Genomic DNA, 25201 nt, shown 5'->3' on the forward strand with positions numbered 1-25201 from the left:
TTTCCGTAAATTAATGAACCTGCTACTGGTTCGCGGATGCCATCGATGTCTACTGGTGGTGCGGCGATGAAGGCGATTACGAAGCAAGCGGTGGCTGCTAGCAAGGTGGGGATCATGACTACGCCAAACCAACCGATGTAAATTCGGTTGTTGGTGCTGGTGATCCACTCACAGAATCTATCCCATACGTTGGCGCTTTCGCGGCGTTGTAAGGTTGCTGTCATGGTTTTATAAGTGCGGTTTGGTGTTTATGAATCAGGCACGTTTGTTTTTGCCTGTGAATACACTATACACTCCTTTACAATTTTTAATCAAGTTTTATTACTTCAGTAAAGCTGATAAAATATATTAGTTTTACTTATTAAAGTGTAAGTAACTCAAGTCAGGATGCGCCGAAGCTGTCTTTTGTTTAACATCACAATAGATATAGGATTCCGATTTGATTTCTGGAAAAATCTAAGTATATGTAGGGTGTGTTAGGCGTAAGCCGTAACGCACCTGATTCTAAGGTTTTTGGTGCGTTACTATAGCGGTTCTCAGTTGAGTGAGGTACAAGAACCCCACCCCCAACCCCCTCCCCGCAAGCGATGAGAGGGGGCTATGATGTACCTGATGTGATTAGGAAACGCTATACCTGTATTTCAAAAATCAGATATGAGTCCTATATTTTATGGAAATTCTGATTCTATTGCCTACCAATCTGGGAATAATAGCTTTGTAGATTACCGTTATTCCAAAAAAAAATTAACCCTCGGCTTACCACTGGGGGCTTCTTTTGCTTGGCAAAATGGCATATCTATAAATTAGACGGTTGCTATGGTATTTGAGTAGGATACATTCCATGCGAAAAAGTACTGACTTGCATTACCCCTGGCTAACTACCAGGGGTTTTTATTGAAGGTTTTACTGAGATATTGCACCATTCCGAATAACCGTAAGATTAGCAGCTTGGTATGAGTTGATTCTAGAATTCCGTACTTTTATCAATTAATAAGGGACAGCGATTTTTCTTCAATCAGGGAAGTGTCAATATAGGCTTATATCGGAGTAAAAAAATCAAGTGCAACGAATTAACTATGATAGAAGCTAAAAATGCAATTGGTGGAAACTTAGAAGCCTGCTGCACTTCTCCCATTACTGGGTTTTACCGCGACGGTTTTTGTCGCACAGGTGGTCAGGATTTCGGGGCGCACGTCGTATGTGCCGAAGTGACCTTAGAATTCCTGGAGTTCACTAAATTGCAGGGGAACGATTTAAGTACACCTGTTCCTGATTTTAATTTTCCTGGATTGAAGCCTGGCGATCGCTGGTGTTTGTGTGCTTCTCGCTGGCAAGAAGCTCTTGATGCTGGTGTTGCTCCACCCGTCATCCTCTCTGCAACCCATGCTAGAGCTTTGGAAGTGGTTTCTCTAGACGAATTGAAAAAACATGCTGTAACTTCTTCTTGAATTGGGAATTGGGAATTGGGAATGGGGCATTAATTATTCCCTCACATTCCAAACTCTTGTACAGACGCGATTCATCGCGTCTCTCCTAACTAACTGAAACTTCCACAGGTAGTTTTAATAGATTGGCAACCATCGCAATTAATTTAGTGGGGTCTATTGGCTTAGATAAATGCTGCTGAAACCCTGCTGAAAGAGCTTCTAAGCGGTCTTCCTCTCGCGTGTACGCTGTCAAAGCGATCGCTGGAATACATCCACCTTTTTCTGGTTCTAAAGAGCGGAGTTTGCGAATCAGTGTATAACGATCTTGCTCTGACATCCCGATGTCGCTAATTAGGATATCTGTTTTTGCTTGTTGAAGTATTGCTAAGGCTTCATCAACTGATGCTACCGCAGTGGCAAAAGCTCCATACTCCTCAAACATAAAACTGAGAAAGTTACGGGTATCTGCTTCATCATCTACAACTAAAACTCTTAATCCAGCAAGGGGTGTCGAAACTACAGAAGAAGAAATTTCTCCTGTGGTTTCTCTATTTACCCTATTCCCTCTATTTTGTAGTAGCGGGAGATTCACAGTAAAGGTTGCTCCCTGTCCACTGCCTAAACTGTGAGCAAAGATTGTACCCTTGTGCAGTTCGACTAAATGACGGACGATCGCTAACCCTAGTCCTAATCCATTGTGCGATCGCGTTGTGGTGCTATCTGCTTGCCGGAAACGATCGAATACTTTCGGTAAAAACTCGGAACTTATGCCAATACCCGTATCGATAACTTGAATTTTGGCGTATTTTTGAGTTGTTTGTTGTTCTTCACCACAGACTATTGACAGATTCACTTCTACTCTGCCGCCCTTGGGGGTAAACTTAATGGCATTAGTTAGTAGATTCCATACTATTTGCTGTAACCGCGCTGGATCGCCATAAACTGAACCGACTGAAGTATCTAATAGAGTATTTAATAAAATCTCTTTTGGCTCTGCTAGGGGACGCACTGCTTCTAAGGCTGCCTCCATAACTGAGATGAGATTCACCGCAGATACATTTAACCGCAACTGTCCACGGATAATCCGAGATACATCTAAGATATCCTCAATTAGTTGCATCTGAGATATGGCATTGCGTTCAATGGCTTCTAGAGCGCGGGAAGTGGCTTTCTCGTCAAGTTTTTTAGAGCGGAGAATTTTTGACCAGCCCAGCATCGATGTTAGGGGTGTGCGGAGTTCGTGAGAGAGAACGGCAAGAAACTCATCTTTCATTCGATTTGCGGCTTCTGCTTCTTGTCGTGCGGTCTGTTCTCGAATTACTTGAGCGCGGACTTCTTCTGCTTGCTTCCGTTCAGTAATATCTTCGAGAGTGCCTACATATCCCAGCAATTCCCCTTGACCGGAAAGCATTGGTGATGAGCGCACTTGAACCCAACGAATGATGCCTTGGACAGTCTGAAAACGAAACTCTTCAGAGTAGTCACGGCCGTGATAAATGTAGGTAGACCAACTGGCAACTGCTCGTTTTCTATCTTCTGGATGTACAGATTCTAACCAGATTTTTTCTAAACTCTCTGCTGCTTTCAAACCACAAATTGCTTGATAGCGAGGATTTGTATATCTACATCCTCCTTCAGTATCAATTTCAAAAATGCCGACGGGTGAACAAGTACTTAGCGATCGCAATCGTTCTTCACTTTGCCTGAGTTCGGCATTGACGGCTACTAGTTGCGCTGCTTGTTGCTTGACGGCTTCTGTTTTCTTAAATAGTTCTACGAATACTGTGACTTTGGAAGTCAAAATGTTGGGGTCTAATGGTTTGAGTAAATAATCAACTGCACCCAAGGCATAGCCTTTAAACAGCATTTGGTCGCTAGTGCTAAAGGCGGTGAGAAAGATAATAGGAGTGTGACGCGATCGCCCCCGATTCCGAATTAAGGTAGCAGTTTCAAAGCCATCCATCCCTGGCATTTGCACATCTAGCAAAATTACTGCAAAGTCTTGATGCAGCAGACACCTCAAAGCTTCTTCCCCAGAAGTAGCTCTCACCAGATTCTCTCCTAGTTTTTCTAGGATCGCTTCTAGTGCTAGCAAATTTTCTAATTTATCATCCACAAGGAGGATGTTTACTTTGGGTTCCATCTGCATCGGTTTATTTCCGTGATGAGTGACAAAGCTTAACCATTTGGGAAGCAATGTTTGAAAGTGTCAAAATCCAGTCTACTGTAACAGCAGAAATTGCTGCTTCTGGCATAATATCGCTCTCAGCTGTAGTAGGTTCTTGGACGATAGTTAGTCCTCCCCGCGCTTTTATTTTCTTAAGACCTTGCATACCATCTTGATTTGCCCCTGTCAATATTACACCAATAACTTGCTCGGTGTAGACATCGGCTGCTGACTCAAACAACACATCAATAGATGGTCTGGCATAAGAAACTGGCTCATCAATCGAAAGAGCAAAGTGACCTGGTTCAACCAGTAAGTGATAATCTGCTGGAGCTAGATAGATATGTCCTGGTAGTATTTCTTCTTTGTCTTCCACTTCTCGAATCGGTAATGAAGTGAATTCTTGCAATAACTCCTTGAGTGTGTTGTTAGATTCCTTGTGACGGTGTTGCACGATCGCGATCGGCACTATAAAGTCTGCTGGTAAATTCCCCAGAATAATTTTTAATGCTGATAATCCGCCTAAAGAAGTACCAATCACCACAATTTTAAACGACACTTGTTTAGTTTTCACAGGAAGCATCTCACCTTTGCAAATATATTTGGCGCTTAGAGTTCGCAGTTTATTTTGCACGCAAACTCAAGGAATTTGAAACCGAGGTCGGTGGGTTTTGTCTGTATCTTCATAAATGACCTTCGCCAAGGCTAGACCTTGATTTGCATTTATACAAACTATCCAAAATTATATGTTTTTGTCATAAGCATTACAATTAAAGATTTTATCATTGTGAAATACTTGACAGACAAATATTATATCCAGGGGCTTTTTAATCTAAATCAAATGCCAGAATCGCTACATTATAGAAATACTTTTCAGCTAAATAACTAACTTTTAAAACTTTAATTATTATTGTTTTGACAATTCACAAAAATTTACTTAAGCTAAAAGATAGGTTAAGCAAATCAATAAACAACAGCAATTTTTTTAGCTCCACCAAGAATTGCTGCTACAGACTATTGGCATGAGGAAATTAATCACAATCACAATTATTCCCTGTAGGTAAGCTCACGAGATTTAGCTGCAAAAAGCTAAGACATGATTAAGGGTATTGCACCGCGCACATATTGAACATATTCCGGTCAATTATGGATGGATACTGGTGATGAGATTAGTGAGTATCCATCAATCATGGAAGTTTTACTAGCGATTTGAGATTAGGGTCTTCTGGTTTATATCTCGTCAGAGGCGGAATAAATCTAAAATCCAAAATTGATTGACCACGGTGCGGTAGATATGTCCAGGAGAATACAATGCTTGAGTATTTTACATCATTGAACGACCATAATTTGCCCTATCCAGATACGGTTCATCCCATCGTTGTCCACTTCGTAATTGCGATGGTATTGTTTTCGTTTTTCTGTGATTTAGTTGGCTATTTTACTGGTAAATCCAGTCTTTTTGAGGTGAGTTGGTGGAATATGTTAGTTGCCACCGTCGCCATCTTCGTTGCGATCGCTTTTGGACAGTTTGAAGCAGGTTTAGCACAGCCTTACAGCCTAGCTAAATCGGTGCTGAATTTGCATACGCTGATTGGTTGGTCGCTTTCGGGAATCATCACGGCGCTTACTGCTTGGCGCTATGTAATTCGTGCCCGTAACCCGCAAAAAGTACCAATTTATTATTTGGGAGCCGGACTATTTTTAACCCTAATAGTTGGCTTGCAGGTATATCTCGGAGATGAGCTTGTTTGGGTGTATGGATTGCATACCGTACCAGTTGTGGAAGCAGTAAAGGATGGTCTGTTGCGATGAACTCAGAATTAATCGATCAATTAATCGGCTCTCTAGGCGCAAACGGATTACCTTACACTATTCCCATTCATCCCAACTTAGTCCATCTGACAATAGGTTTGTTCATTATTGGGATGACCTTTGATATTGTTGGTGTTCTGTTCCCCTTCCAAAAATGGATCTTCAAATTTTTGGCAATTACCGTGGAACGTCAGAATTTATTTGATGTTGGCTGGTACAACATGTTAGCTGCCAGCATCATCACATTTTTCACGGTGGCAGCAGGTTTTTATGAAATGCTGTTGGCAACACCACCAGCTGATATGAAAAGTGCCTGGGGATTGCAGGCAATGCAAACCATGATTTGGCATGGTGTGGGTGGTGTGTTCTTATTAGCGTTGATTGTTGGTATGACCATCTGGAGAGGATGGCAACGCTCCGTTTGGGGCAGACAAGAATATAAACAGTCAGATAGAGAAGTGCAGTGGTTATACCTGTTCGCAGGCATAGCAATCATGTTCATTCTGTACATCCACGGCACACTAGGAGCGCAACTAGCCGCCGAATTTGGCGTACACAATACAGCAGATAATTTGCTGCGATCGCACCAAGACCTCAACACAACACTCAAATAAGTCCTTTGTCCTTTGACTAATGACCAATGACCAATGATGAAAATCCAGAAGATTTTAAATATTTTGACGCTGCTTACAGGCGCGATCGCAGTGACTATTACCAGTCTCTGGATCGGCAAGCAGTCTTACTCCTGGCTTCCCCCCCAAGCGGCAGCCGAATCCGTACTAATTGATGATTTGATTAGCTTCTTAGTAACCCTAGGTTCCTTCATCTTCTTGGGAGTAACAAGTACTCTAATGTATTCTGTGATCTTCCATCGGGCAGTCAAAGATGACTTCACTGATGGCCCTCCCATTGAAGGTAATATCACCCTAGAAGTTGTTTGGACAGCAATTCCTATTCTTTTAGTGTTGTGGATTGCAAACTACAGCTATCAAGTTTACGAACAAATGGGGATTCAAGGCCCATCGGAAATAGTTCACCTGCATAATCCATTGGGAATGGAATCAGCTTATGCAGAAGCAAAAGATGCCCCAGCCTTAGCTGAACCTGTAGAGAAAATTGACGTACTAGCTAAACAATGGGCGTGGGTGTTTCATTACCCCGAAAGAGATGTTACCAGTACCGAATTGCATTTGCCTAGCGATCGCCGGATACGTTTAGCATTGCGATCGCAAGATGTTCTTCACGGCTTCTATATACCTGCATTTCGCCTCAAGCAGGATATTATTCCCAACCATGCCATCGACTTTGAATTTACTCCCATCCGCCCCGGCAAATACAGCTTGACCGATTCTCAATATAGCGGTACATACTTTGCGACGATGCAAGCCAATGTAATCGTCGAATCTCCTGAAGATTATCAGCAATGGCTGGCCAAAATTGCAACTCAAAAGCCATCTCCAGCAAAAAATCAGGCAGCTGCTGAGTATGCCCAAACATCCAATCAATCAGTCCAAACTGGTTGGGTTACAGTTCCACCTGCTGCACCTCCTCTAGTCAATTCACCTGGTTGAAAAGAAAGTAACCATGACTAATGTTCCTATTGAAGGTATGCTTCTGCCTGATGAGAAGCCAAATCACGAATCTCCGAATAACTGGAAAGAATACTTCAGTTTTAGTACTGACCACAAGGTAATCGGTATCCAGTATCTCGTTACCTCCTTCTTCTTCTTTCTCGTCGGCGGCATATTTGCGATGGTGATGCGGGGAGAACTGATGACACCCGAATCAGATTTAGTCGATCGCACCGTCTATAACGGTATGTTCACCATGCACGGCACTATAATGCTGTTCTTGTGGACATTTCCCTCACTAGTTGGTTTTGCTAACTATTTAGTACCCCTGATGATTGGGGCGCGAGATATGGCATTTCCCCGCCTCAACGCCGTCGCCTTTTGGATGGTGCCAGTAGTCGGAATTATCATGATGGGTAGCTTCTTTGTCCCTGGTGGCCCAGCCCAAGCGGGTTGGTGGTCTTATCCACCAGTCAGTCTCCAAAATCCCACAGGTAACTTAATTAATGGTCAAGTTCTCTGGCTCTTAGCGGTGGCAATATCTGGCGTATCCTCAATTATGGGGGCAGTGAACTTTGTCACCACCATCGTTAAAATGCGGGCCCCAGGCATGGGTTTCTTCAGAATGCCGTTGTTTGTCTGGGCAGTATTTAGCGCCCAAATCATCCAATTATTTGGATTACCTGCATTGACAGCAGGGGCAGTGATGCTGCTACTCGATCTCACAGCAGGCACTGCCTTTTTCGACCCTGCCAAGGGTGGGAATCCGGTTATGTTTGAACATTACTTCTGGTTTTACTCCCACCCCGCCGTTTATGTGATTATTCTGCCCATCTTCGGAATTTTCTCCGAAGTCTTCCCAGTTTATTCACGTAAACCCTTGTTTGGTTACAAAGTAGTTGCCGTTTCATCAATGTTGATTGCCGTAGTCAGTGGCATCGTTTGGGTACACCACATGTATGTCAGTGGTACTCCGGGCTGGATGCGGTTGATTTTCATGCTGACGACGATGTTTGTATCTGTCCCCACAGGAATTAAAGTATTTGCTTGGGTGGCAACTATTTGGGGCGGTAAATTGCGGCTAAATACGCCCATGCTGTTTGCTTTGGGCGGATTAATCATGTTTGTCTTCGCTGGCATCACAGGCATTATGCTTTCCTCCGTGCCGGTTGATGTCCACGTTAACAATACTTACTTTGTGGTAGGACACTTCCACTACGTCCTTTACGGAACTGTGACGATGGGCTTATATGCTGCCATTTATCACTGGTTCCCCAAGATGACTGGGCGAATGTACTCTGAAAGCTGGGGTAAAATCCACTTTTGGTTAGCCTTCATCGGTACTAACCTCAACTTTTTGCCTATGCATCCCTTGGGATTGCAAGGGATGTTACGCCGAGTTGCTTCTTACGCCCCAGAGTATCAATTCTGGAATGTCATCGCTAGCTTGGGCGGGTTTCTTTTAGGAATGTCCACCTTGCCCTTCATTTTCAACATGGTGATTTCTTGGATGCAAGGTGAGAAAGCACCCGCTAACCCTTGGCGGGCAATTGGACTAGAGTGGATGGTTTCTTCACCTCCCCCAGTAGAAAACTTTGAAGAAATTCCCATCATCATCTCTGAACCCTACGGCTACGGAAAATCGGAACCGTTGACAGCTAACCTCTCAGAATAACCCAGGCTATCCTACCCGATACACACAAATCTTTTAGGTGACTCCGCAACTTAGGATAAGTTAATTTTTGCAGGTCAATGCAACAAACTTGCAGGTCGATGCAACAAACTTGCAAGTCGATGCAACAAAGGTAAGGTCAAAAGACTTGTGTGTACACCGTAGTGAAACGAGCTACGTCTCCTTTGCGTTTCAAATTCAACCCTCAAGCTAAAAGCAAAACTTGACCAATGGACAGTTATATCAATTCAGATGAATTGCACCACGCAAGCGCAGAACATACCCACGACGAAGAAGGCAACAAGATGTTTGGCTTCATTGTCTTCCTCTTGTCTGAAAGCGTCATTTTCTTGAGTTTTTTCGCCGGATATGCAGTCTACAAAACAACAACCCCTAACTGGCTACCAGCTGGTGTTTCGGGGCTAGAAGTAAAAGATCCGACAATCAATACAGTAATTCTTGTCGCCAGTAGCTTTGTTATTTACTTAGCAGAACGCGCCCTGCAACGCCATGATTTAGTGAAATTTCGCCTGTTTCTTTTGACAACAATGGCGATGGGTACTTACTTTTTGGTTGGACAGGCGATTGAATGGAACGGCCTCGATTTTGGCTTCACCACAGGGGTATTTGGTGGGACGTTTTACTTGCTAACAGGTTTCCACGGTTTGCACGTTTTCACAGGCATTCTGTTGCAGTCAATTATTTTGGTACGTTCTTTCATCCCTGGAAACTACGATACGGGACACTTCGGTGTGAATGCAACTTCGCTGTTTTGGCACTTTGTCGATGTTATCTGGATTATTTTGTTTATCCTCATCTACGTCTGGCAGTAAGGGATTTCCAAGAAATAAATGTAATCGAACCACAGAGACAAGGCAGCGCAGTCTTGGGGGTTTCCCCCATGAGCGACTGCCGCGCAGAGAACACAGAGAGAGGAGAAATAGAGAGGATTTTTGCGTCGGTTTTGGGATATTTTTTTATTTGCAAGTCCCTAAAATAAGAATGAGGGAGAAACTTCTCCCTCAACTTATTTCTCTTTACACTAAATAACTCGTATTTGGCACGATCGCAAAAAAGGCATACTCATACCAAGCAGTCCAAATGAAACTGCGAATCCATCGCTGGCGCTTTTCGGGACTCAATTCATATTCAAAAGCCCCACGAGATACATCAATGGAAGATAGGTGAGAGTTGCAACCGCAGCCGTGTTGATAAGTAAAACCGTATTTGGAAGTAATACTTTGCACCTTCATCTGAATCGCAAACACTTTACCTGCATGGAGTATGGCATCCCAAGAACGCTTGTGTTCGATATCGCGGGGATCAAATCTTAAGGCGCGTTCTTCAAAAATATGATCGCGGTAAATTGGTGCTAGATGTACATGATAGAAGCTGGCGGGTAATTCATAGCCAAATTCGTTGAATAAATCTATCCCAATACGAGCCACTTTTACTTCATCAGCATACTCTGTCCCCTTTGACTCCACATCACGGAGAATTTTTTCAAAGTTCGGATAGCTGTCTTTGAGAAAGTCTTGCCCAAAAAACTCTAAGGTTTCCCATGCTAGTTGTGCAAATAGCTGAGAGAATAAGGGTATCAAGTGAGCTAGTTGGGGGCGATCGCTAAATAAGTCAACGTCACCATGCTGTAATTTGTATAGGAACAACTGCGCCATCTCAACATAGCTTTGGGGATGGGAAATTCCGACACTCGTGGTTCCTCTAGCAATCTCTTGCCATGTCGAAGGTAGTTGAGAAACGTGTACCGCATTTTCTCCAGCAATGACTGCAACAGGAGGACATTCGAGAAGTTGCATCGACAATCTCCTTTAAGACTTCAATGTGTAATTTACCTTATGCGATCGCTAAGTGTATCTTTTGAACACAATTAAAAATGTTTGACAGACCGTCTTTTGACAGAATTGCAACTTTGTTATCTCAAAAATACTTAGATTAAATCTAAAATCTAAAATCCAAAATTTTAAGCCCCAGTTATTTTTTTATATAGTTTCTCACCTTTGACTATCTCTTCATAGTGCTGTTCACAAGAGGTGAACCTGATGGATTCTTGTTTTCCTAAACCCAAAATCCCAAAGGTACAGAGGCTATTATAAAATAGTTCGTGTACCCGCTTTTGAAGTACCTGATTGAAATAGATGAGGACATTACGACAAAGGATGACATTAAACTCATTAAAAGAACTATCAGTTGCTAGATTATGTTGGGCAAACACAACATTTTCTCTTAGGGATGCTCGAAAAATAGCATTGTCATAAGCTGCTGTATAATATTCTGAGAATGATTTTTTCCCCCCCGCTTTCAGATAAAGTTGAGTATATTCCTGCATCAGTTTTATGGAGAAAATACCAGTTCTAGCACTTTGTAATACCTTCTCATTAGTATCAGTTGCATATATTCGGCAACGGTGATAAAGTCCTTCTTCTTGTAGTAGAATTGCTAATGAGTAGACTTCTTCACCCGTAGAACATCCAGCGTGCCAGATGCGAATAAAGGGATAGGTTTGCAAGAAGGGGATAACTTGATTTCTAAAGGTGTTATAAAAGCTCGGATCGCGAAACATTGATGTTACATTCACCGTCAGAGCAAGCAAAAATCGTTCTAAATAAGCACGGTTGTGCAGTAACCGCTCTTGTAAGGCAGAAATATTAGCTAATCCCTCCAATTGTATGAAGCTCTGAATGCGGCGCTTGAGTGAGGAAAGAGCATAATCGCGGAAGTCATAGCCGTAATACTGATATACCCCTTCCAAGAGAAGATGTATTTCGATATCCTCCAAGGTAGGTTTGGGCAAAGTCATAGTACGAATTAGCATATATGCTGGCAATACATGGGTTAAGCTGCTTGGAGTTAACCAAACAACTGTTTTCCAAAACGCTTCATCTAGCAAAAATTATTTATATTCTAGGATACTAAGTTTTTAGAACCCAAATGTATCTTACGCCGAAAATAGCTTGCTGGATCTATTGAATTTGATAACGTTGCTACTTATGGGTTTCAGTTTAACCTAATTGCTGTCACTGTTAAAACAGCGATCGCTATTATTGAAATCCAAGCTAGCAATCTAACCTGGGAACGCAGATTTTTAATCTCTTGGTAAGGATTTTCTGTCGGTGGTATAGGATATGGTTGAAGTTCTGCAACTTCAACAGCAATTTCTTGAGGGACATTTTGAATCCTTTCAAAAGCTACCTGGGTATTTAGCCAATTAGTAATTAGTTGAGGACAATTTTTCTTAAACCAATTTAAAGCCAAAGTTTTAAAAACTGGTTTAGACATTCGGGCGATTAATTTCATCACCCTATTTAGAGGCTTCAGGCGAAGCTTTTGGTTGATTATATTGACTGAACCAACATCATAGAGACAATCCAGAATTAGTTTTACAGTGGCTTCTTCGCTGTTAATCAGATTTTGCAGCAAAATTAGAACGTCGTGCATCCGCTCTGCTTCAATGCGCTTTTCTGCTAATGTTTCTGGAGTGTTTACTGAAGGGTTTACGGTTGTATTTAGGGCGTTTTGTCTTACTATCGTCATATTGGTAACATAGCAGTCATAATCATGTCAGTACACCTATCTGCCGAGAGAAAGGTTTTTTATCTAGAGAGAGAACATAAAAGCCAAATTTTGTTTTTGAGACATATCACTATATCGTCCCTGGAAAAAAGCTCTATATTCCATCATCAGATAGATAAGATTTTAATGCTAGTTTATTAAATTGATTCAAGGATACGCTATTTAGCTATTTATACGAGTCAATTTATGGAAAGTACAGAAACAACGCAAACAAGTTCAACACCTTTTCCAAATATTCCACCAGTGATTGAAAGTAACGACAGTGAGTATCTGGATACAGGCGTACCTAGCACAGTTGCGATCGCAGGACATCCACTACATCCCCTGAGTGTAATCTTTCCCATCGCCTTTTTAGCTGCCGCTTTGGGAAGCGATATCGGCTACTGGTTAACTGGTGATTTCTTTTGGGCTAGGGCTTCGCTATGGTTAATTGGACTCGGATTAGCTGGAGGTTTACTCGCAGCTGCGATCGGCCTCAGCGATTTTGTGAAAATTGAACGAGTCCGCAAGCGTACCGCCGGTTGGGTGCATTTGATTCTTAACGTTTCTATCTTAGTTTTATCACTCATCAACTTCCTTCTACGTTTGGGCGACGCTGAATCCCGAATAGTCCCTTGGGGACTATTAATATCACTAATTGTTGGCACACTAACGAGCGCTTCCGGCTGGTTTGGTGCTGAACTTTCCTATCGCCATAAAATTGGTGTAGTGGGTGCGGGTAGCAGAAGATATCCGTAATTACGAGTTATTATTTATATGCTCATTGTTGTAGTGGTGGGCATTTTGTTTAAGTATGTAAGTAGGTAGGGTGTGTTAGAACGAAGTTCGTAACGCACCATTATCAAGGGTTTGGTGCGTTACGCTACGCTAACGCACCCTACAGATACTTATATTTTTTCAATAATCAAATATGATTCCTATATATACTCATTGTTGTACTGGTGGGCATTTTATCTAAGTTTTATACTGGGTCTTTAGAGGATATTTGAAAGTTTATAATAGATAACTTAACAAGGGGGTAATCGGAATTAAAGTCAGCCTTTTTAAGCCGGATTTAGGAGGATCTAAAAGTATTTGATCCGTCAATAGCAACTTTTAAAACATCCTCTAACTCGAAACTCCCAACTTCTAACTCAATTAACTTTATGTCTAAAAATTTACCTTATATTATGCCATCCCCTCAACCCCAAGTTGAGGAAGCTTTTGCATCTTACCAAACAACTCACCAGTTCTACGATGAAGTTCGTTCACGGTCAGAGTTTCAAGGTTATTGTGAATGGTATTACACAACAGCAGAACAGCATCGCCAAGAGCTTAAAAGAATGCGCGGCGAACTGAATATTTTTCAGTGGTTTCGCCGGCGATAAGTGATCTAGATGACTTCTAACTCATTTTCACGTAAATGGGCTTTAAACTTTTTACTAAACTGGACTACAATCGGCAAATTAGCGCTTACAGGTCTGTCTCGCCATTGGGTGGCAATATTTACTACATCGCCTTCTGTGCCTTTGATGTCAAAAGCCTGATTCCGGTGTTCAGGATGATGATACACTACTACCGAATCTTTAACGCGGACGCGATCGCCAACTTTCATAACAACATTTACACCTAGCATTTGCTTTTCCACAAGTATCTGCTACAAAATATATGATTAAATCGCTTAAAATTTGATTTAATCAGCTATTTCTTGACGCTTCACAGGGGGGCGACGGCGCAATTAACCCTCTGCGTCCAGGCACGTTTTAGCTATCCGTGCATACTTTTGCAAGTTTTTGCCGCGTTAATGTTTATCACTCCCACCCTCCGTTTTACCCCAAAACCAGGGAAACAAAAGAAAATGAAGCGATATTTCAGATGTGCTTAGTACTTTGGCAAGAGATATAAGCCAATCGTCTTCAGGGTAACTGAAAGTTTTCGGGCATTTTAAAACCTTTCATACAAATGAAGGGTTTTAAAATCTGGTCAAGAGAATATTTTACACAATTCCTGGAACAACAGGTTCACGATTTTATTCAAGAGCTTATCTTGGATATGTTTACCGCCTATAGGACTACTATTTGATTTTTGAACAAAATTAGGTATTGTAGGGTGTGTTAGAACGAAGTTCGTAACGCACCATTATCAAGGATTTGGCGCGTTACGCTGTCGCTAACGCACCCTACGTATCTGTTTAAAAATCAAATATGATTCGTATAGCAGCTTCTCATCTTGCTTACTGATGTTGGTTTTGATTAAAAAATAAATGTAAGCACAGCAACTATTTTAGCTATTGACTATATGTAATTTAAATGCTTGTCAGTTTAAGTACACTAGGATAGAGAAAATACACTGTCCATTTTAGATTTTGAATTTTCCAGAAAATCTAAAATCTAAAATCTAAAATCTAAAATAGAGTGACTTATGAGGGAACCAAGCAAAAATTTTGAACCCTTGCTTACCAGAGAAGCCCCGCCAGTTGTTGAACGCATGGGGCTAAACTGGCTAATTGCAGCAGCGATCGCAACAGCTTTACTGTGGCAAGTACCAGGAGGTGATTATATCTTATACCCATTTACAATTCTGGCAACCTGGTTTCATGAAATGGGTCACGGCTTAATGGCACTCCTATTAGGAGGGCAGTTTCAGAAATTACAGATTTTTAGCAATGGTTCTGGTGTTGCAACTTATGGCATCCGGTCATTATTGGGGCCAATTGGCCCGGCAATGGTGGCAGCAGCAGGCCCAATGGGGCCGCCTCTTGCCGGTGCGGCTTTGATTCTAGCTTCTCGCAGTTTTACAGCAGCAACCCTCTGTTTAAAAATATTAGGGAGTTTTTTGCTATTATCCACATTAATTTGGGTACGTTCCTGGTTTGGATTGGTAGCAATTCCCTTGTTGGGTTTAATAATCTTGGGTATCGCCCTGAAAGCACCTCGCTGGGCGCAAGGATTTGCCATTCAATTCCTGGGTGTACAAGCTTGTGTAAGTACGTTCCATCAACTTGATTATCTATTTAGTAGTTCTGCCGGCCCCCTTGGACTCTCTGATACAGCGCAAATGCAGCGATATTTGCTTTTACCTTACTGGTTTTGGGGCGGGTTGATGGCGATCGCATCTCTGGTGATTTTAGTCCAAAGTCTTCGCGTTGCCTATCGTTCAGAATGAAAATACAGATTAGCGATCGCCAAACCTTACCTAAGCTAGCTGTTGAACGCGAATTTCATTGGTACAAGGACGACCATTTTCAATATCAGCAATATTAGCAAAAGTTGTTTCTGCGATATTGTGGAGTGCTTCTGCTGTAAAAAAAGCTTGATGCCCGGTAATGAGTACATTGGGGAACGTTGTCAGACGTTGGAAAATATCATCTTGAATAATTTCCCCAGACAAATCCTCAAAGAACAATTCCGATTCTTGTTCGTAGACATCCACACCGAGATAGCCAATCTTACCAGACTTCAATCCCTCAATCACTGCTTGGGTATCAATCAGCGCACCTCGGCTAGTATTAATTAACATCACGCCTGGCTTAATCTGTTCTATAGCCTCAGCGTTAATCAAGTGATGCGTTTCGGGAATCAGGGGGCAATGCAGAGAGATAATATCGCAGTTGGCAAATAGCTCAGGTAATTCTACATACTTTCCACCTAGCGCCTCCAATTCGGGATTGCGATAAACGTCATAAGCGAGTATTTTACAGCCAAACCCCTTCATAATCTGTCCTAAAATCAGACCGATTTTGCCGGTGCCAACAATCCCCACTGTGCGCTCATGCAAATTAAATCCCAACAGTCCATCTAGGGAAAAATTGCCTTCTCGGACACGGTTATAAGCCCGATGAATTTTGCGATTCAGACTTAAAATCAATCCTACAGCATGTTCTGCTACTCCGTAGGGTGAATAGGCGGGAACACGCACAACGGTAATTCCTAAATCTGCTGCGGCTTGTAAATCTACATTGTTAAACCCTGCACAGCGAAGGACAACCAACCGAGTTCCCCGTGAGGCGAGAAGCTCTAAAGTTGGGGCATCAACCTGATCGTGTACAAATACGCAAACCGCCGGAAATTCGGCGGCGAGGATAGCAGTATCCCGATTTAAACGGGGTTCAAAAAATACTAATTCGTGTTGTGGAGGAGAATTTGCAGCTGACAAAAACTTCCGATCGTAGGCTTTTGTACTGAAGACTGCTACTTTCATGCAAAACCTCAAGCTGTATACTGCACGGTATTCGACTACATAATACCTTGGCAGTTAAAGAAGCGATGTCTATAACGGGCTATTCAACATCACAGCTTTGAATCTTGCCAGTCTTCAAAATTCATATTTGTGTAAACAATTCTAATAGCATCTTAGGAATTACGGCATCAGTTGATACTTTTTGCGAAGGACAAGAACGCACTGATTCAGCGAATCCAAATTTAATGCGATCGCTGCATGGTATTACAGAAGAATATCGGCGCTTGAATATCTTGAATTATGAGATGGAATGCGGCACGCTTTTTAAGATGGCAGGTGTATATAATTTTGCGGCTGCTGCTGTTTGCGGTGTAGTAGCTGGGCGGACAGTGAGTGAAAATATCATCTTAGAACAGAGAGATATTGCCGTTAAAAATGCGATCGCAACTGCTGTACATACAGCCACAACCTTTGAATAAGCTCAAAAATGTATCTTATCTAACTTCTTAGGATGCCAGATTGAATCTGCTCTAAGTAGTTTTATCATGTCTTTATCTAATCTTTAATTTATCAATCAGTAATTATAGGTAAGATGTATTGAGTAAAATGCCATTTTATCTGATGGAGACACATAAATAAAAAACTTCATTAACTAGCTTTCGAGTAAAAAAGTTGTGTGGATATATTAGACAAAACAATAACTAAAACAATGCAATATATTTGAAGTTTGTAAAAGGTAAGTTCATAAAAATCACGTTTTTTATGAAATATATGTGGTTGTAGTACCTAATTTTTATAGCTATTATAATAAATTTATCTATTAAAAAATATCAGCAAAATTGGAGATAAATATAATATGAAGAATGCTTGTAGGCGTTGGATTAAGACGGTTAACCTAGCTGCGATGTCTACGACAGGCTATGCCTACACACTAATCCCGACACTAATATTTTTAGCATTCTCTCATCAGGCAATAGCTGACGATCCAGGAGCATGTTACATGGTAACTTCTTCTGGTAAAACCGTTGGATTAGAAAGGCTTTGTGGCAATATAGCCGCACCTTCAGACGACAGAGTTTTTCGAGTCTCAATCAAACGCCGCTTTGGTGGAACTCCTGTGATTGACGTTACCTTTAATAACAAAAAAACCTTTGAAATGATTGTAGACACAGGTGCTAGTGGAACCATTATCACTCAAAGTATGGCGAATACACTTGAACTCCAGGCTACAGGTACAATGCAAGCTCAAATTGCCGATGGTAGCGAGGTAGAATTTCCAACAGGTAAGGTAAAATCTGTTGCAGTAGGTGGAGTTACAGCTAATAATCTTCAGGTTGCGATCGCACCTAAAGCAAGTATAGGCTTACTAGGCCACGATTTCTTTGGTGGCTATGATATCAAGATTCTAGAAAAAGAGGTCGAATTTCATCACCGTTAATCCTCACAGGACATTCCGAAATTGCTCTAATATTCGCTGTCGCACTCGTTCTATAACTATTTCTTCCTCAGCAGATAGTCCATCAAATAACATTTCATATATAAATGGTACACCCAATTCTAACTCCGATAAAAGTTGACGCTGGCTAAATACATCTTGTGGTTTGCCTTCTATCATCAGCCGCCCTTTATCAATAACAAAAACCCAATCTGCCCACCGATAGACTAAATCTAAATCATGTGTTGCCATCAATAAAGTAGTGCCATCTTGATGAATTTTTTTCATCGTTGCTATCAAGTTTCGAGTATGTTTGATATCTAAATAAGCTGTTGGTTCATCCAGCACCAAAAGTTCTGGCCGCAGTACCATCACATCTGCTATGGAAACTCGCTTTTTTTGTCCTAAACTCAGATGATGTACAGGTCTTTCGGCTAAACTAGTCAGTCCAAATTCAACTAATGCTTGTTCTACTCGGTCTTTAATTTCGGCTTCTGGTAAACCCAAATTACACAAACCGTAAGATATATCTTCTTCAACAATAGAAGCGACTAATTGTTGTTCGGGATCTTGAAATACTAGCCCAACCTTCTGCCGTAAGCTGCTAAGATAATTTCGGTTATAACTTAACGGTTCACCACGCCAACGGACAATACCAGAATTAGGTTTATATAGACCATTAGCTAATAAAAACAGTGTCGTTTTACCACAACCATTTTGACCAATCAATGCACACCTTTTGCCAGATGGAATCTTCAGCGTTAGACCATTCAAAGCTGATTGCTGTGCGCCAGGATACGTGTAATAAACCTGATCAAATTCGAGTAAATATTCCTGCATTCCGCCAAAAGTCCAATGCTATTAATACTACACAGCCGAAAATAGCTTCGATGATATATCGCCCTTGAGGATGATAACGCCGGGGATGCCAAACTCGAAATTCACTCACAAAACCCCGTGATTCCAGTCCGAGAGAGAACTGAGTATATCGTTGTAAGGTTCGCTGTAAGAGTTGTCCGATTAGTAGTGCTAAACTTTTCATCCCACTACGCCAAGTGCGGTAGCCACCACGGGAATTTTGCGCTGTTAACAATTCAGTAGCTGTGTTTAGCAGGATGAAAATAAACCGATACATTAGCAATAATAAATCGCTTAAAAGCACAGGAAATCGTAAGTAACGCAGAGTTTGTAATATCTCCGTGAAAGGGACAGTTAACATGAGAAAATATAAACAAGAAACAGAAGCTAATGCTCTGGTTAAAATTCCCAATGCTTGGATACTGCCACTATGACTGATATAAATATAGAAGTGTCCGAGAGTTAATCCATACCACGAGTCTAATTGCACCTTGGACAAATCAGTAATTGCAACTCCATTCACCATCAAGGCTGGTAAACTTGTCAAACAAAAAACTATGGTGAACATTAACAACCGAAAATAAACACCAGCCGGAATTTTTGCATAAATAACTGTCCAAACACTCAGCCAAAGCGCGATCAAAATTTGCACTAGCGGATGGGTAACAAGGGAAATTGCAAGAGTAGTAAATGCAAAAATTATTTTATGTTCTGGTGGCAATCTTCGCAGTCGATTAGTATAAGCTAAAGTGTCTAATTGCAGGCTCATTCTTCACGTTTTTGTTGAGAACGTCCTTTATACAAACCAATTGCATAACCAACTACTCCCGCACCTAAAGCTGCTTGCGAAGCAAATAATAAGCTTTCTATTTCTCCACTAGCTGGTTCAAAAAATGATTTAAACCAGGGTTTATATCCAGGCTGGATTTCAGTAATGGCTTTTTCGGCTTTGTCATCAGAACCAGCAAATTCCCCACCACGCACAAATATTAATGGTGCAACTGCTAAAGCTAAGACAGCTACTACCAACAGCCAGTTACTCAACCCTTTTTTAGATTGACTCATTACCATTTCCTCGCTTGATTAATTGCAACAGTTCCAATTCTTGAGGATTATAAGATTGCAGCCAGTTCCACACCAATACAGTTAGTAATCCTTCACTAATTGCTAAGGGAACTTGAGTTATAGCAAAAATTCCGGCGAACTTGGTAAATGAAACGATAAATCCACCAACGGGAGCAGGAAAAGCTAGGGCGAGTTGAATAGAAGTGATAACGTAGGTGAGTAAATCTGCGATCGCAGCTGCGAGAAATATGGCGATTCTTTGTTTACCACCCAACTTCATTGTCAGATTATATATCCAGTAAGCTGCAAAGGGCCCTGCGATCGCCATCGAAAAAGCATTTGCACCCAATGTCGTCAAGCCGCCATGTGCCAGTAACAAAGCTTGAAATAACAACACCAAGCTACCTAAAACTGTCATGGTAAGAGGGCCAAACAGCACCGCACCTAACCCCGTCCCTGTCGGATGAGAACAGCTACCTGTGACAGAAGGAATCTTCAACGCTGAAAGCACAAAGGTGAAAGCACCAGCTAATCCCAGTAGTAGTTTTAATTCCGGGTTCGCTTGGGTAATGCGAGTCAGACTACGCAATCCTAAGAGAAAAAATGGTAATGCCACAACCCACCAAAAAATTGCCCACTGCACTGGTAAAAAACCTTCCATAATGTGCATGGCATAAGCGGGTTTGGGTAAACCAACTACCAAGTAAAAACTGATAACTGCCATCAGGGTTAGACTGACTAACGCCTGTTTTTTTCTTTTCATAACCTGTACCTCGCAGATTTATTTAAACGAATTGGTTCCACTCGGCGGGCATCCTGACTCACCTAATTTTGGCTCACAGTTGCGGGACAGCGCCGGATTTACACCGGACTTTCCCCCTTGCGTCCGATGGCTGCTCCCCATCAGAACCGATTGCAGTAACTATATCACCATTACTCAAGCATCAAAACCGCGAACACAATAATACTATCAATCTGAATTGTATTTAATATGCCCCCGTAGTGGATTGAAGTTTCTAGAGAATACATGGTCTACTAGACAACTGGACTCTTAAATCAATCTGGCTGCAAAGGACACTTCTTAAATATGGAAACAATACCATTTATGGGTGCTTCGTCCTTCGGCTGGCTGTACTGGGTAATACAGCCACATCTAGCCATGCACATTCCAGATGGCTTCTTGAACTTACCCGTTATCCTAGTTACCTGGATAATTGCCGTTGCTTTAATTACACTAGCTATTAAGCGATCGCAAGCAGAATACCAAGAACGAGCCGTACCTTTAATGGGAGTTTGTGCAGCATTTATCTTTGCAGCGCAAATGATCAATTTCCCGATTCCAGGAGGTACTTCTGGACATCTTTTAGGCGGAACGCTAGCAGGAGCTTTATTAGGCCCCTGGGCTGGTTCGCTAGTTATGGTTGCAGTGTTTATCGTCCAAGCTGTTCTGTTTCAAGATGGTGGACTAACAGTTTTAGGAGCCAACATCTTTAACATGGGATTAATCGGTACATTTGGTGGTTACTATCTCTATCGCACAGTCAGATTTGCTACTGGGCGCGATACCTTGCGAGGTATGACAATTGGTGCAGCGATCGCTGCTTGGACAAGCGTAGTGGTAGCTTCAGTTGTGTGTGCTTTGGAACTAGCTGTGTCGGGAACGATTCCTCTAACGGTAGCTTTAACAGCGATGGCTTCTTGGCATGTCCTAATTGGCATTGGTGAGGCGCTAATTACCGTGGTAGCACTCAGCTTTATTTGGCGGACTCGACCTGATTTATTTTACGATCCACCCCGTCAGACAAAATCACCTATGTCTCGTCCAGTCTCTCGTTATTAAAAGGTGTGTATTGAATGAGTAGCAACCTCTCGCGATCGCGCAACCGGGCTTTTGTTATCGCTGGCTTAGGTACAGCCCTGTTGATTGCAATTTTCCTTTCGCCACTAGCTAGTAAAAACCCAGATGGGCTAGATAGAGTTTCTAAAGACCTAAAGTTTGACAGCAAAGAACTTGCAGAGAAACCCGCTCAGAAATTACCCTTCTATGGCATTTTTAATGAATATGCCCTTAGAGGTGTACCAGAAGCGATCGCTACTCCCTTAGCTGGGCTAATCGGAACATTAACAACTTTTGGTTTAGCTTGGGGCATTGGCAAACTAGTGATTCGTGGTTCTGGTTCACCTTCTATACAGCATGATGGTGGTTCAGACTCAGATGCGCCAGACTAAAATAATTCGTCATTCGTAATCCACCGGACTTACGCAAAACTTTAGTCGAAACCCTAATTTTCAGGTTTGGGCAATTCATGAATTGCCCATACTGCGTGTAGTTTGGCGTAAGTCATAAGTTAAATACAGATAGGAACTGAACATCATGCTGCTGCACGTTGGAGTATTTGTGTTAGATGTCGATAGCAAACAAGCGACTCTTTGGCACAAACTTGCTCCCCGTACCCGGATACTTTGTACCTTATTGTTTGTGTTTGCCAATGTTCTTACACCAGATGGGCATTGGTGGACTTGGGCTATTTATGGATTAGCTTTACTCAGCCTCATATTGCTAAGTAAAGTCACTCTATCAATACTAGTGAAACGGTTAGCAGTTGAGTTAACGTTTATTAGTGTGGTTCTGTTGGGTACTTTATTTCGGGGTGGTGGTGAGGTGTTGTGGTCTTGGGGGCCATTGCAGATTACAACAGTGGGGTTAACTGTCTTAGGTAGTGTCACGCTTAAGGCTCTGTTATCGCTGCTAATACTAAACTTACTGACTTTAACCACTTCGGTAACGGCCTTGCTTCATGCCCTGCTGGAACTGAGAATTCCACCACTATTAGTTGCAATTTTGGCATCGATGTATCGCTATATTAGTGTGTTGATTGGCGAGTTTAACGCTATGCGGCGGGCGGCGGAGTCTCGAAACCTGATGAACAGGAATCGCTCTATCCGGTTAATTGTTGGCAACATGATTGGAGCGCTATTTATCCGCACTTACGATCGCGGAAATCTCGTTTATCAGGCGATGCTCTCACGAGGTTATCAAGGAGTACCACCAATGATGGAAAAAGTTTCGCTAGGGGGACGATCTGATGTTGTAGCTTTAAGTTTGACTGTAATTTTGGCACTGTTGGGTCAGGCTATTTACTGGCGGAAATAATTTTTATTTGTGTTATCTCAATGCACCATAATCCAATATCAATTCAAAATCTTAGCTATACCTATCCTGATGGGACTCAAGCTTTAGACAAAATAAATTTGTCTATCAAGGCAACTGAGCGAGTGGCATTAATCGGAGCTAATGGTTCTGGAAAATCGACTCTGCTGTTACATCTGAATGGAATTCTCATGCCACAAGCGGGAGAGGTGACAATTGGAGAGTGGTCTGTAAATTCGGAAAATTTGCGAAATATTCGGAATTTTGTGGGGTTGGTGTTTCAAAATCCAGATAATCAGTTGTTTATGCCAACAGTTTGGGAAGATGTTACCTTTGGGCCGCTCAATATGGGTGTGCAAGGTGAAGAATTGCTCCAGCGAACTCTGCAAGCAATGGCAGCAGTGGATATCGATCCCCAATGGTATGGGCAACGCTATACCAGTAATTTATCTGGAGGTGAAAAGAAACGGATTGCGATCGCTGGAGTCTTGGCAATGAACCCACAGATATTAGTATTGGATGAACCCTCTGCTCAGTTAGATCCCCGTTCTCGTCGTCAATTCATTGAATTGTTACAAACTTTACCTCTGACACAACTAATTGCAACCCATGATTTAGATTTAGCATTAGATTTGTGCGATCGCACTGTTGTTCTCAGTCAAGGTCAGGTCGTATACGATGGCCCAACTGAACAGATAATGAGTAATCCAGAGTTTTTACATGGGCACGCTTTAGAGTCACCACTAAGTTATAGCCGCCCTTACTGTCAGTTAGAACATGCACCTGTTAAGGCATCTCGATCCCGTGAACTTGTTTAATTTTCCCACATATAGGAATCCGATTTGATTTATGAAAAAATCCAAGTATCTGTAGGGTGTGTTATCGCGTAGCGTACCAAAGCTTTTGGATGGTGCGTTATGCCTCTGGCTAAAGCACCCTACGGATATTTTCAAAAATCAAATACTAGTCCTATATATGGAGATTTTATTGATGTCGATCGCTCCTTCTCCTAAACCTATTGATGACAATCTCAAGAATGTTGTAAGCGAAATTGAAGTGCAAAATCCTAGCCTATCAGTTTTTGCAGCACGTCAATTTCGTTATAGCTTGCGTCAAACTCTTGTAGAAGTCAATATCAAAGAACCCCGTCAGTTTAACGTCCTTGAAGAATTTATTATCCGCGCTGCTATTGAATTTCAAACTCCGCCAACAGAGGATGAATTAGCCTCTATACTTGGGCTTGATTCTGTATTTATTAAAACTACTACTGCAACTCTTCGCTCATTACAAACTCTATCAGCAACATCGCCAATCACAGTTACTCCAGAAGGGCGCTCATTTTATGAAAAAGGCTCTGTACCACAGCCCCCATATCCCGTACAGCTTAATGCTATTTCAGATCCTTTAGACAACAAGATAACTTTTCAATCTGAATCATTAAATGATCTAGTTAGCAACCTACCTGATTTAGCAGATTTTATAAATCTTGATAATCTAATTACTGATATTTCTTCATTGTCTCTTGAGCAAATCCAAACAGGTATTCAGAACTCAGGTTTAGCCCTTCATTTACCAGAAGAGGGAAAAATCATCGCTGACTATAAGGTAGTAGCTTCGACTCAAAAAAATTGGAAAAAGATATCGCTTTTCGTTATCTTTGATGCCATTGAAGATAAATTTAGCATCCAAATAAGAAATGGAAAGCAAATTTTAGAGTCAGCATCAAATTTATTAGAAGTACTATATGCTGAAGGGAAAATATCTTTGGAAACACTATGTAAATTGTCACCTGAAACCATCAATTTGGAACGTGAAGCTATTCTCAAACAAGAAAATCCTAAAATAGCACCAACACTCGAAAAAATTCCTCAAAAGGCACTAAAATCTACCAAAAAAACCAGTGTAGAAATAGGTAGTAATCCAGCAAAAGGTGAAAGTAAAACCCTTTAGAGGATGTTTGAAAAGTCCTCTTGCGATCGTATCTGTCAACTCGCCCCTACTGCTTGTGAGAAATGCGGGCTTTGTCTGTAACCCCAATTTGCGATCGCTAAACCTAAATCAGCTTGTTGAATCTACCGAAATCAAAAAGTCAAAGCTGCTTTGGAGTAAGCAAACTGGGGTTTGAGAAAGTCAAAGCTTATTTGATTTACGGAAAACACCAAAATGAGAAAGTCAAAGCTGCTTTTGAGTAAGCAAAAGCTCAGCAATTCTCATTTTGAAATAAATAGAGTATTAACCCCATTTTGAAAATCAAAATGTAGTACAAAATAACTATTTTTTTAGAGAAAGGAGAT

At 41.6% G+C, this 25201-nt stretch carries 29 protein-coding genes, 1 pseudogene and 1 riboswitch; of the genes and pseudogenes, 18 read left to right on the top strand and 12 right to left on the bottom strand.

Annotated elements, in window-relative coordinates:
• Positions 1-224, bottom strand: a pseudogene (locus V7K55_RS02215) (photosystem II q(b) protein); the annotation flags it as partial.
• Positions 225-654: 430 nt separating this feature from the next.
• Between V7K55_RS02215 and V7K55_RS02220 the strand changes: the two are divergent.
• The gene (locus V7K55_RS02220; RefSeq protein WP_334827739.1) at positions 655-807 is read left to right on the top strand and encodes a hypothetical protein; all 153 of its coding nucleotides are present in this window, start codon (positions 655-657) and stop codon (positions 805-807) included.
• A gap of 269 nt (positions 808-1076) precedes the next feature.
• Positions 1077-1448 (top strand): DUF2237 family protein, encoded by a 372-nt coding sequence (locus V7K55_RS02225; RefSeq protein WP_334827741.1) that lies wholly within the window; start codon positions 1077-1079, stop codon positions 1446-1448.
• An 85-nt stretch (positions 1449-1533) separates the two neighbouring features.
• On the opposite strand, the gene V7K55_RS02230 is transcribed toward V7K55_RS02225, so the two are convergent.
• Both V7K55_RS02230 and V7K55_RS02235 read right to left on the bottom strand, forming a co-directional pair.
• A complete protein-coding gene (locus V7K55_RS02230; RefSeq protein WP_334827743.1) occupies positions 1534-3576 on the bottom strand; it encodes a hybrid sensor histidine kinase/response regulator in 2043 nt (680 codons plus the stop codon).
• A 4-nt stretch (positions 3577-3580) separates the two neighbouring features.
• Positions 3581-4153, bottom strand: a complete 573-nt coding sequence (locus V7K55_RS02235; RefSeq protein WP_334827788.1) for a chemotaxis protein CheB — start codon at positions 4151-4153, stop codon at positions 3581-3583.
• Positions 4154-4905: 752 nt separating this feature from the next.
• On the opposite strand from V7K55_RS02235, the gene V7K55_RS02240 reads away from it, so the two are divergent.
• The 5 genes from V7K55_RS02240 (at position 4906) to V7K55_RS02260 (ending at position 9482) form a co-directional block, all read left to right on the top strand.
• Positions 4906-5406: a DUF2231 domain-containing protein gene (locus V7K55_RS02240; protein ID WP_334827746.1), complete on the top strand. Its 501-nt coding sequence runs from the start codon at positions 4906-4908 to the stop codon at positions 5404-5406.
• A complete protein-coding gene (locus V7K55_RS02245) occupies positions 5403-6020 on the top strand; it encodes a DUF2231 domain-containing protein (RefSeq protein WP_334827748.1) in 618 nt (205 codons plus the stop codon). The genes V7K55_RS02240 and V7K55_RS02245 overlap by 4 nt, the downstream gene beginning before the upstream one ends.
• 36 nt (positions 6021-6056) lie before the next feature.
• A complete protein-coding gene (locus V7K55_RS02250) occupies positions 6057-6977 on the top strand; it encodes a cytochrome c oxidase subunit II (RefSeq protein WP_334827790.1) in 921 nt (306 codons plus the stop codon).
• 13 nt (positions 6978-6990) lie between these two features.
• Positions 6991-8652 carry a cytochrome c oxidase subunit I gene (gene ctaD / locus V7K55_RS02255; RefSeq protein WP_334827750.1) on the top strand — a complete coding sequence of 554 codons (1662 nt, stop codon included), beginning with the start codon at positions 6991-6993 and terminating at the stop codon, positions 8650-8652.
• 227 nt (positions 8653-8879) lie between these two features.
• Positions 8880-9482, top strand: a complete 603-nt coding sequence (locus tag V7K55_RS02260) for a cytochrome c oxidase subunit 3 (protein WP_334827752.1) — start codon at positions 8880-8882, stop codon at positions 9480-9482.
• Positions 9483-9686: 204 nt separating this feature from the next.
• On the opposite strand, the gene V7K55_RS02265 is transcribed toward V7K55_RS02260, so the two are convergent.
• The 3 genes from V7K55_RS02265 to V7K55_RS02275 form a co-directional block, all read right to left on the bottom strand.
• Entirely contained in the window at positions 9687-10466 is a 780-nt protein-coding gene (locus V7K55_RS02265) for a hypothetical protein (protein WP_334827753.1), read from the bottom strand.
• A gap of 164 nt (positions 10467-10630) precedes the next feature.
• Entirely contained in the window at positions 10631-11467 is an 837-nt protein-coding gene (locus tag V7K55_RS02270) for a CheR family methyltransferase (RefSeq protein WP_334827792.1), read from the bottom strand.
• A 197-nt stretch (positions 11468-11664) separates the two neighbouring features.
• Positions 11665-12201, bottom strand: coding sequence for a hypothetical protein (locus V7K55_RS02275; RefSeq protein WP_334827755.1), 537 nt, complete (start codon positions 12199-12201; stop codon positions 11665-11667).
• Between the two features lie 225 nt (positions 12202-12426).
• Between V7K55_RS02275 and V7K55_RS02280 the strand changes: the two genes are divergently transcribed.
• Positions 12427-12978, top strand: a complete 552-nt coding sequence (locus tag V7K55_RS02280; protein WP_334827757.1) for a DUF2231 domain-containing protein — start codon at positions 12427-12429, stop codon at positions 12976-12978.
• Between the two features lie 407 nt (positions 12979-13385).
• Positions 13386-13607, top strand: coding sequence for a hypothetical protein (locus V7K55_RS02285; protein WP_334827760.1), 222 nt, complete (start codon positions 13386-13388; stop codon positions 13605-13607).
• A 5-nt stretch (positions 13608-13612) separates the two neighbouring features.
• Here the strand turns inward: V7K55_RS02285 and V7K55_RS02290 are convergent, their stop codons facing one another.
• On the bottom strand, positions 13613-13834 hold the full coding sequence (locus V7K55_RS02290; protein ID WP_181154510.1) for a ferredoxin-thioredoxin reductase variable chain: 222 nt from the start codon (positions 13832-13834) through the stop codon (positions 13613-13615).
• Positions 13835-14640: 806 nt separating this feature from the next.
• On the opposite strand from V7K55_RS02290, the gene V7K55_RS02295 reads away from it, so the two are divergent.
• On the top strand, positions 14641-15384 hold the full coding sequence (locus V7K55_RS02295; RefSeq protein ID WP_334827762.1) for a M50 family metallopeptidase: 744 nt from the start codon (positions 14641-14643) through the stop codon (positions 15382-15384).
• 30 nt (positions 15385-15414) lie between these two features.
• On the opposite strand, the gene V7K55_RS02300 is transcribed toward V7K55_RS02295, so the two are convergent.
• Positions 15415-16419, bottom strand: coding sequence for a 2-hydroxyacid dehydrogenase (locus tag V7K55_RS02300; protein ID WP_334827765.1), 1005 nt, complete (start codon positions 16417-16419; stop codon positions 15415-15417).
• A 104-nt stretch (positions 16420-16523) separates the two neighbouring features.
• Between V7K55_RS02300 and V7K55_RS02305 the strand changes: the two genes are divergently transcribed.
• Both V7K55_RS02305 and V7K55_RS02310 read left to right on the top strand, forming a co-directional pair.
• Positions 16524-16877 (top strand): hypothetical protein, encoded by a 354-nt coding sequence (locus V7K55_RS02305; protein WP_442949057.1) that lies wholly within the window; start codon positions 16524-16526, stop codon positions 16875-16877.
• Between the two features lie 377 nt (positions 16878-17254).
• A complete protein-coding gene (locus V7K55_RS02310; protein WP_334827768.1) occupies positions 17255-17836 on the top strand; it encodes a retropepsin-like aspartic protease family protein in 582 nt (193 codons plus the stop codon).
• Between the two features lie 3 nt (positions 17837-17839).
• Here the strand turns inward: V7K55_RS02310 and V7K55_RS02315 are convergent, their stop codons facing one another.
• From V7K55_RS02315 to V7K55_RS02330, 4 genes are read right to left on the bottom strand one after another with little or no spacing between them, the layout of a single operon-like run.
• Positions 17840-18673: an energy-coupling factor ABC transporter ATP-binding protein gene (locus tag V7K55_RS02315; RefSeq protein ID WP_334827770.1), complete on the bottom strand. Its 834-nt coding sequence runs from the start codon at positions 18671-18673 to the stop codon at positions 17840-17842.
• Positions 18648-19460: a cobalt ECF transporter T component CbiQ gene (gene cbiQ / locus V7K55_RS02320; protein WP_334827772.1), complete on the bottom strand. Its 813-nt coding sequence runs from the start codon at positions 19458-19460 to the stop codon at positions 18648-18650. Before cbiQ (V7K55_RS02320) ends, V7K55_RS02315 begins: the two co-directional genes overlap by 26 nt.
• Positions 19457-19756: an energy-coupling factor ABC transporter substrate-binding protein gene (locus V7K55_RS02325; protein WP_094329438.1), complete on the bottom strand. Its 300-nt coding sequence runs from the start codon at positions 19754-19756 to the stop codon at positions 19457-19459. The genes cbiQ (V7K55_RS02320) and V7K55_RS02325 overlap by 4 nt, the downstream gene beginning before the upstream one ends.
• Positions 19743-20519 (bottom strand): energy-coupling factor ABC transporter permease, encoded by a 777-nt coding sequence (locus V7K55_RS02330; RefSeq protein WP_334827775.1) that lies wholly within the window; start codon positions 20517-20519, stop codon positions 19743-19745. Before V7K55_RS02330 ends, V7K55_RS02325 begins: the two co-directional genes overlap by 14 nt.
• Before the next feature lie 26 nt (positions 20520-20545).
• A riboswitch (cobalamin riboswitch) is annotated at positions 20546-20685 on the bottom strand.
• 158 nt (positions 20686-20843) lie between these two features.
• On the opposite strand from V7K55_RS02330, the gene cbiM reads away from it, so the two are divergent.
• From cbiM to V7K55_RS02360, 6 genes are all read left to right on the top strand, one after another.
• Positions 20844-21596, top strand: a complete 753-nt coding sequence (gene cbiM / locus V7K55_RS02335; protein ID WP_334827777.1) for a cobalt transporter CbiM — start codon at positions 20844-20846, stop codon at positions 21594-21596.
• Positions 21597-21610: 14 nt separating this feature from the next.
• Positions 21611-21985 carry a PDGLE domain-containing protein gene (locus tag V7K55_RS02340; RefSeq protein ID WP_334827779.1) on the top strand — a complete coding sequence of 125 codons (375 nt, stop codon included), beginning with the start codon at positions 21611-21613 and terminating at the stop codon, positions 21983-21985.
• A gap of 145 nt (positions 21986-22130) precedes the next feature.
• Positions 22131-22910: a cobalt ECF transporter T component CbiQ gene (gene cbiQ / locus V7K55_RS02345; RefSeq protein WP_334827781.1), complete on the top strand. Its 780-nt coding sequence runs from the start codon at positions 22131-22133 to the stop codon at positions 22908-22910.
• A 20-nt stretch (positions 22911-22930) separates the two neighbouring features.
• Positions 22931-23725 carry an energy-coupling factor ABC transporter ATP-binding protein gene (locus tag V7K55_RS02350; RefSeq protein WP_334827782.1) on the top strand — a complete coding sequence of 265 codons (795 nt, stop codon included), beginning with the start codon at positions 22931-22933 and terminating at the stop codon, positions 23723-23725.
• A 172-nt stretch (positions 23726-23897) separates the two neighbouring features.
• A complete protein-coding gene (locus V7K55_RS02355) occupies positions 23898-24857 on the top strand; it encodes a hypothetical protein (RefSeq protein ID WP_334827784.1) in 960 nt (319 codons plus the stop codon).
• Positions 24858-24864: 7 nt separating this feature from the next.
• On the top strand, positions 24865-25032 hold the full coding sequence (locus V7K55_RS02360) for a hypothetical protein (RefSeq protein ID WP_334827786.1): 168 nt from the start codon (positions 24865-24867) through the stop codon (positions 25030-25032).
• Positions 25033-25201: the final 169 nt, after the last annotated feature.

This window comes from Nostoc sp. (assembly GCF_036919895.1).
Lineage (GTDB): Bacteria > Cyanobacteriota > Cyanobacteriia > Cyanobacteriales > Nostocaceae > Nostoc.

Excerpts from the sequence above, each read along its gene's own strand:
- V7K55_RS02220 (WP_334827739.1), top strand. The coding sequence starts at position 655 with ATGAGTCCTATATTTTATGGAAATTCTGATTCTATTGCCTACCAATCT.
- V7K55_RS02225 (WP_334827741.1), top strand. The coding sequence starts at position 1,077 with ATGATAGAAGCTAAAAATGCAATTGGTGGAAACTTAGAAGCCTGCTGC.
- V7K55_RS02230 (WP_334827743.1), bottom strand. The coding sequence starts at position 3,576 with ATGCAGATGGAACCCAAAGTAAACATCCTCCTTGTGGATGATAAATTA.
- V7K55_RS02240 (WP_334827746.1), top strand. The coding sequence starts at position 4,906 with ATGCTTGAGTATTTTACATCATTGAACGACCATAATTTGCCCTATCCA.
- V7K55_RS02245 (WP_334827748.1), top strand. The coding sequence starts at position 5,403 with ATGAACTCAGAATTAATCGATCAATTAATCGGCTCTCTAGGCGCAAAC.
- V7K55_RS02250 (WP_334827790.1), top strand. The coding sequence starts at position 6,057 with ATGAAAATCCAGAAGATTTTAAATATTTTGACGCTGCTTACAGGCGCG.
- ctaD (WP_334827750.1), top strand. The coding sequence starts at position 6,991 with ATGACTAATGTTCCTATTGAAGGTATGCTTCTGCCTGATGAGAAGCCA.
- V7K55_RS02260 (WP_334827752.1), top strand. The coding sequence starts at position 8,880 with ATGGACAGTTATATCAATTCAGATGAATTGCACCACGCAAGCGCAGAA.
- V7K55_RS02265 (WP_334827753.1), bottom strand. The coding sequence starts at position 10,466 with ATGCAACTTCTCGAATGTCCTCCTGTTGCAGTCATTGCTGGAGAAAAT.
- V7K55_RS02270 (WP_334827792.1), bottom strand. The coding sequence starts at position 11,467 with ATGACTTTGCCCAAACCTACCTTGGAGGATATCGAAATACATCTTCTC.
- V7K55_RS02275 (WP_334827755.1), bottom strand. The coding sequence starts at position 12,201 with ATGACGATAGTAAGACAAAACGCCCTAAATACAACCGTAAACCCTTCA.
- V7K55_RS02280 (WP_334827757.1), top strand. The coding sequence starts at position 12,427 with ATGGAAAGTACAGAAACAACGCAAACAAGTTCAACACCTTTTCCAAAT.
- V7K55_RS02285 (WP_334827760.1), top strand. The coding sequence starts at position 13,386 with ATGTCTAAAAATTTACCTTATATTATGCCATCCCCTCAACCCCAAGTT.
- V7K55_RS02290 (WP_181154510.1), bottom strand. The coding sequence starts at position 13,834 with ATGAAAGTTGGCGATCGCGTCCGCGTTAAAGATTCGGTAGTAGTGTAT.
- V7K55_RS02295 (WP_334827762.1), top strand. The coding sequence starts at position 14,641 with ATGAGGGAACCAAGCAAAAATTTTGAACCCTTGCTTACCAGAGAAGCC.
- V7K55_RS02300 (WP_334827765.1), bottom strand. The coding sequence starts at position 16,419 with ATGAAAGTAGCAGTCTTCAGTACAAAAGCCTACGATCGGAAGTTTTTG.
- V7K55_RS02310 (WP_334827768.1), top strand. The coding sequence starts at position 17,255 with ATGAAGAATGCTTGTAGGCGTTGGATTAAGACGGTTAACCTAGCTGCG.
- V7K55_RS02315 (WP_334827770.1), bottom strand. The coding sequence starts at position 18,673 with ATGCAGGAATATTTACTCGAATTTGATCAGGTTTATTACACGTATCCT.
- cbiQ (WP_334827772.1), bottom strand. The coding sequence starts at position 19,460 with ATGAGCCTGCAATTAGACACTTTAGCTTATACTAATCGACTGCGAAGA.
- V7K55_RS02325 (WP_094329438.1), bottom strand. The coding sequence starts at position 19,756 with ATGAGTCAATCTAAAAAAGGGTTGAGTAACTGGCTGTTGGTAGTAGCT.
- V7K55_RS02330 (WP_334827775.1), bottom strand. The coding sequence starts at position 20,519 with ATGAAAAGAAAAAAACAGGCGTTAGTCAGTCTAACCCTGATGGCAGTT.
- cbiM (WP_334827777.1), top strand. The coding sequence starts at position 20,844 with ATGGAAACAATACCATTTATGGGTGCTTCGTCCTTCGGCTGGCTGTAC.
- V7K55_RS02340 (WP_334827779.1), top strand. The coding sequence starts at position 21,611 with ATGAGTAGCAACCTCTCGCGATCGCGCAACCGGGCTTTTGTTATCGCT.
- cbiQ (WP_334827781.1), top strand. The coding sequence starts at position 22,131 with ATGCTGCTGCACGTTGGAGTATTTGTGTTAGATGTCGATAGCAAACAA.
- V7K55_RS02350 (WP_334827782.1), top strand. The coding sequence starts at position 22,931 with ATGCACCATAATCCAATATCAATTCAAAATCTTAGCTATACCTATCCT.
- V7K55_RS02355 (WP_334827784.1), top strand. The coding sequence starts at position 23,898 with ATGTCGATCGCTCCTTCTCCTAAACCTATTGATGACAATCTCAAGAAT.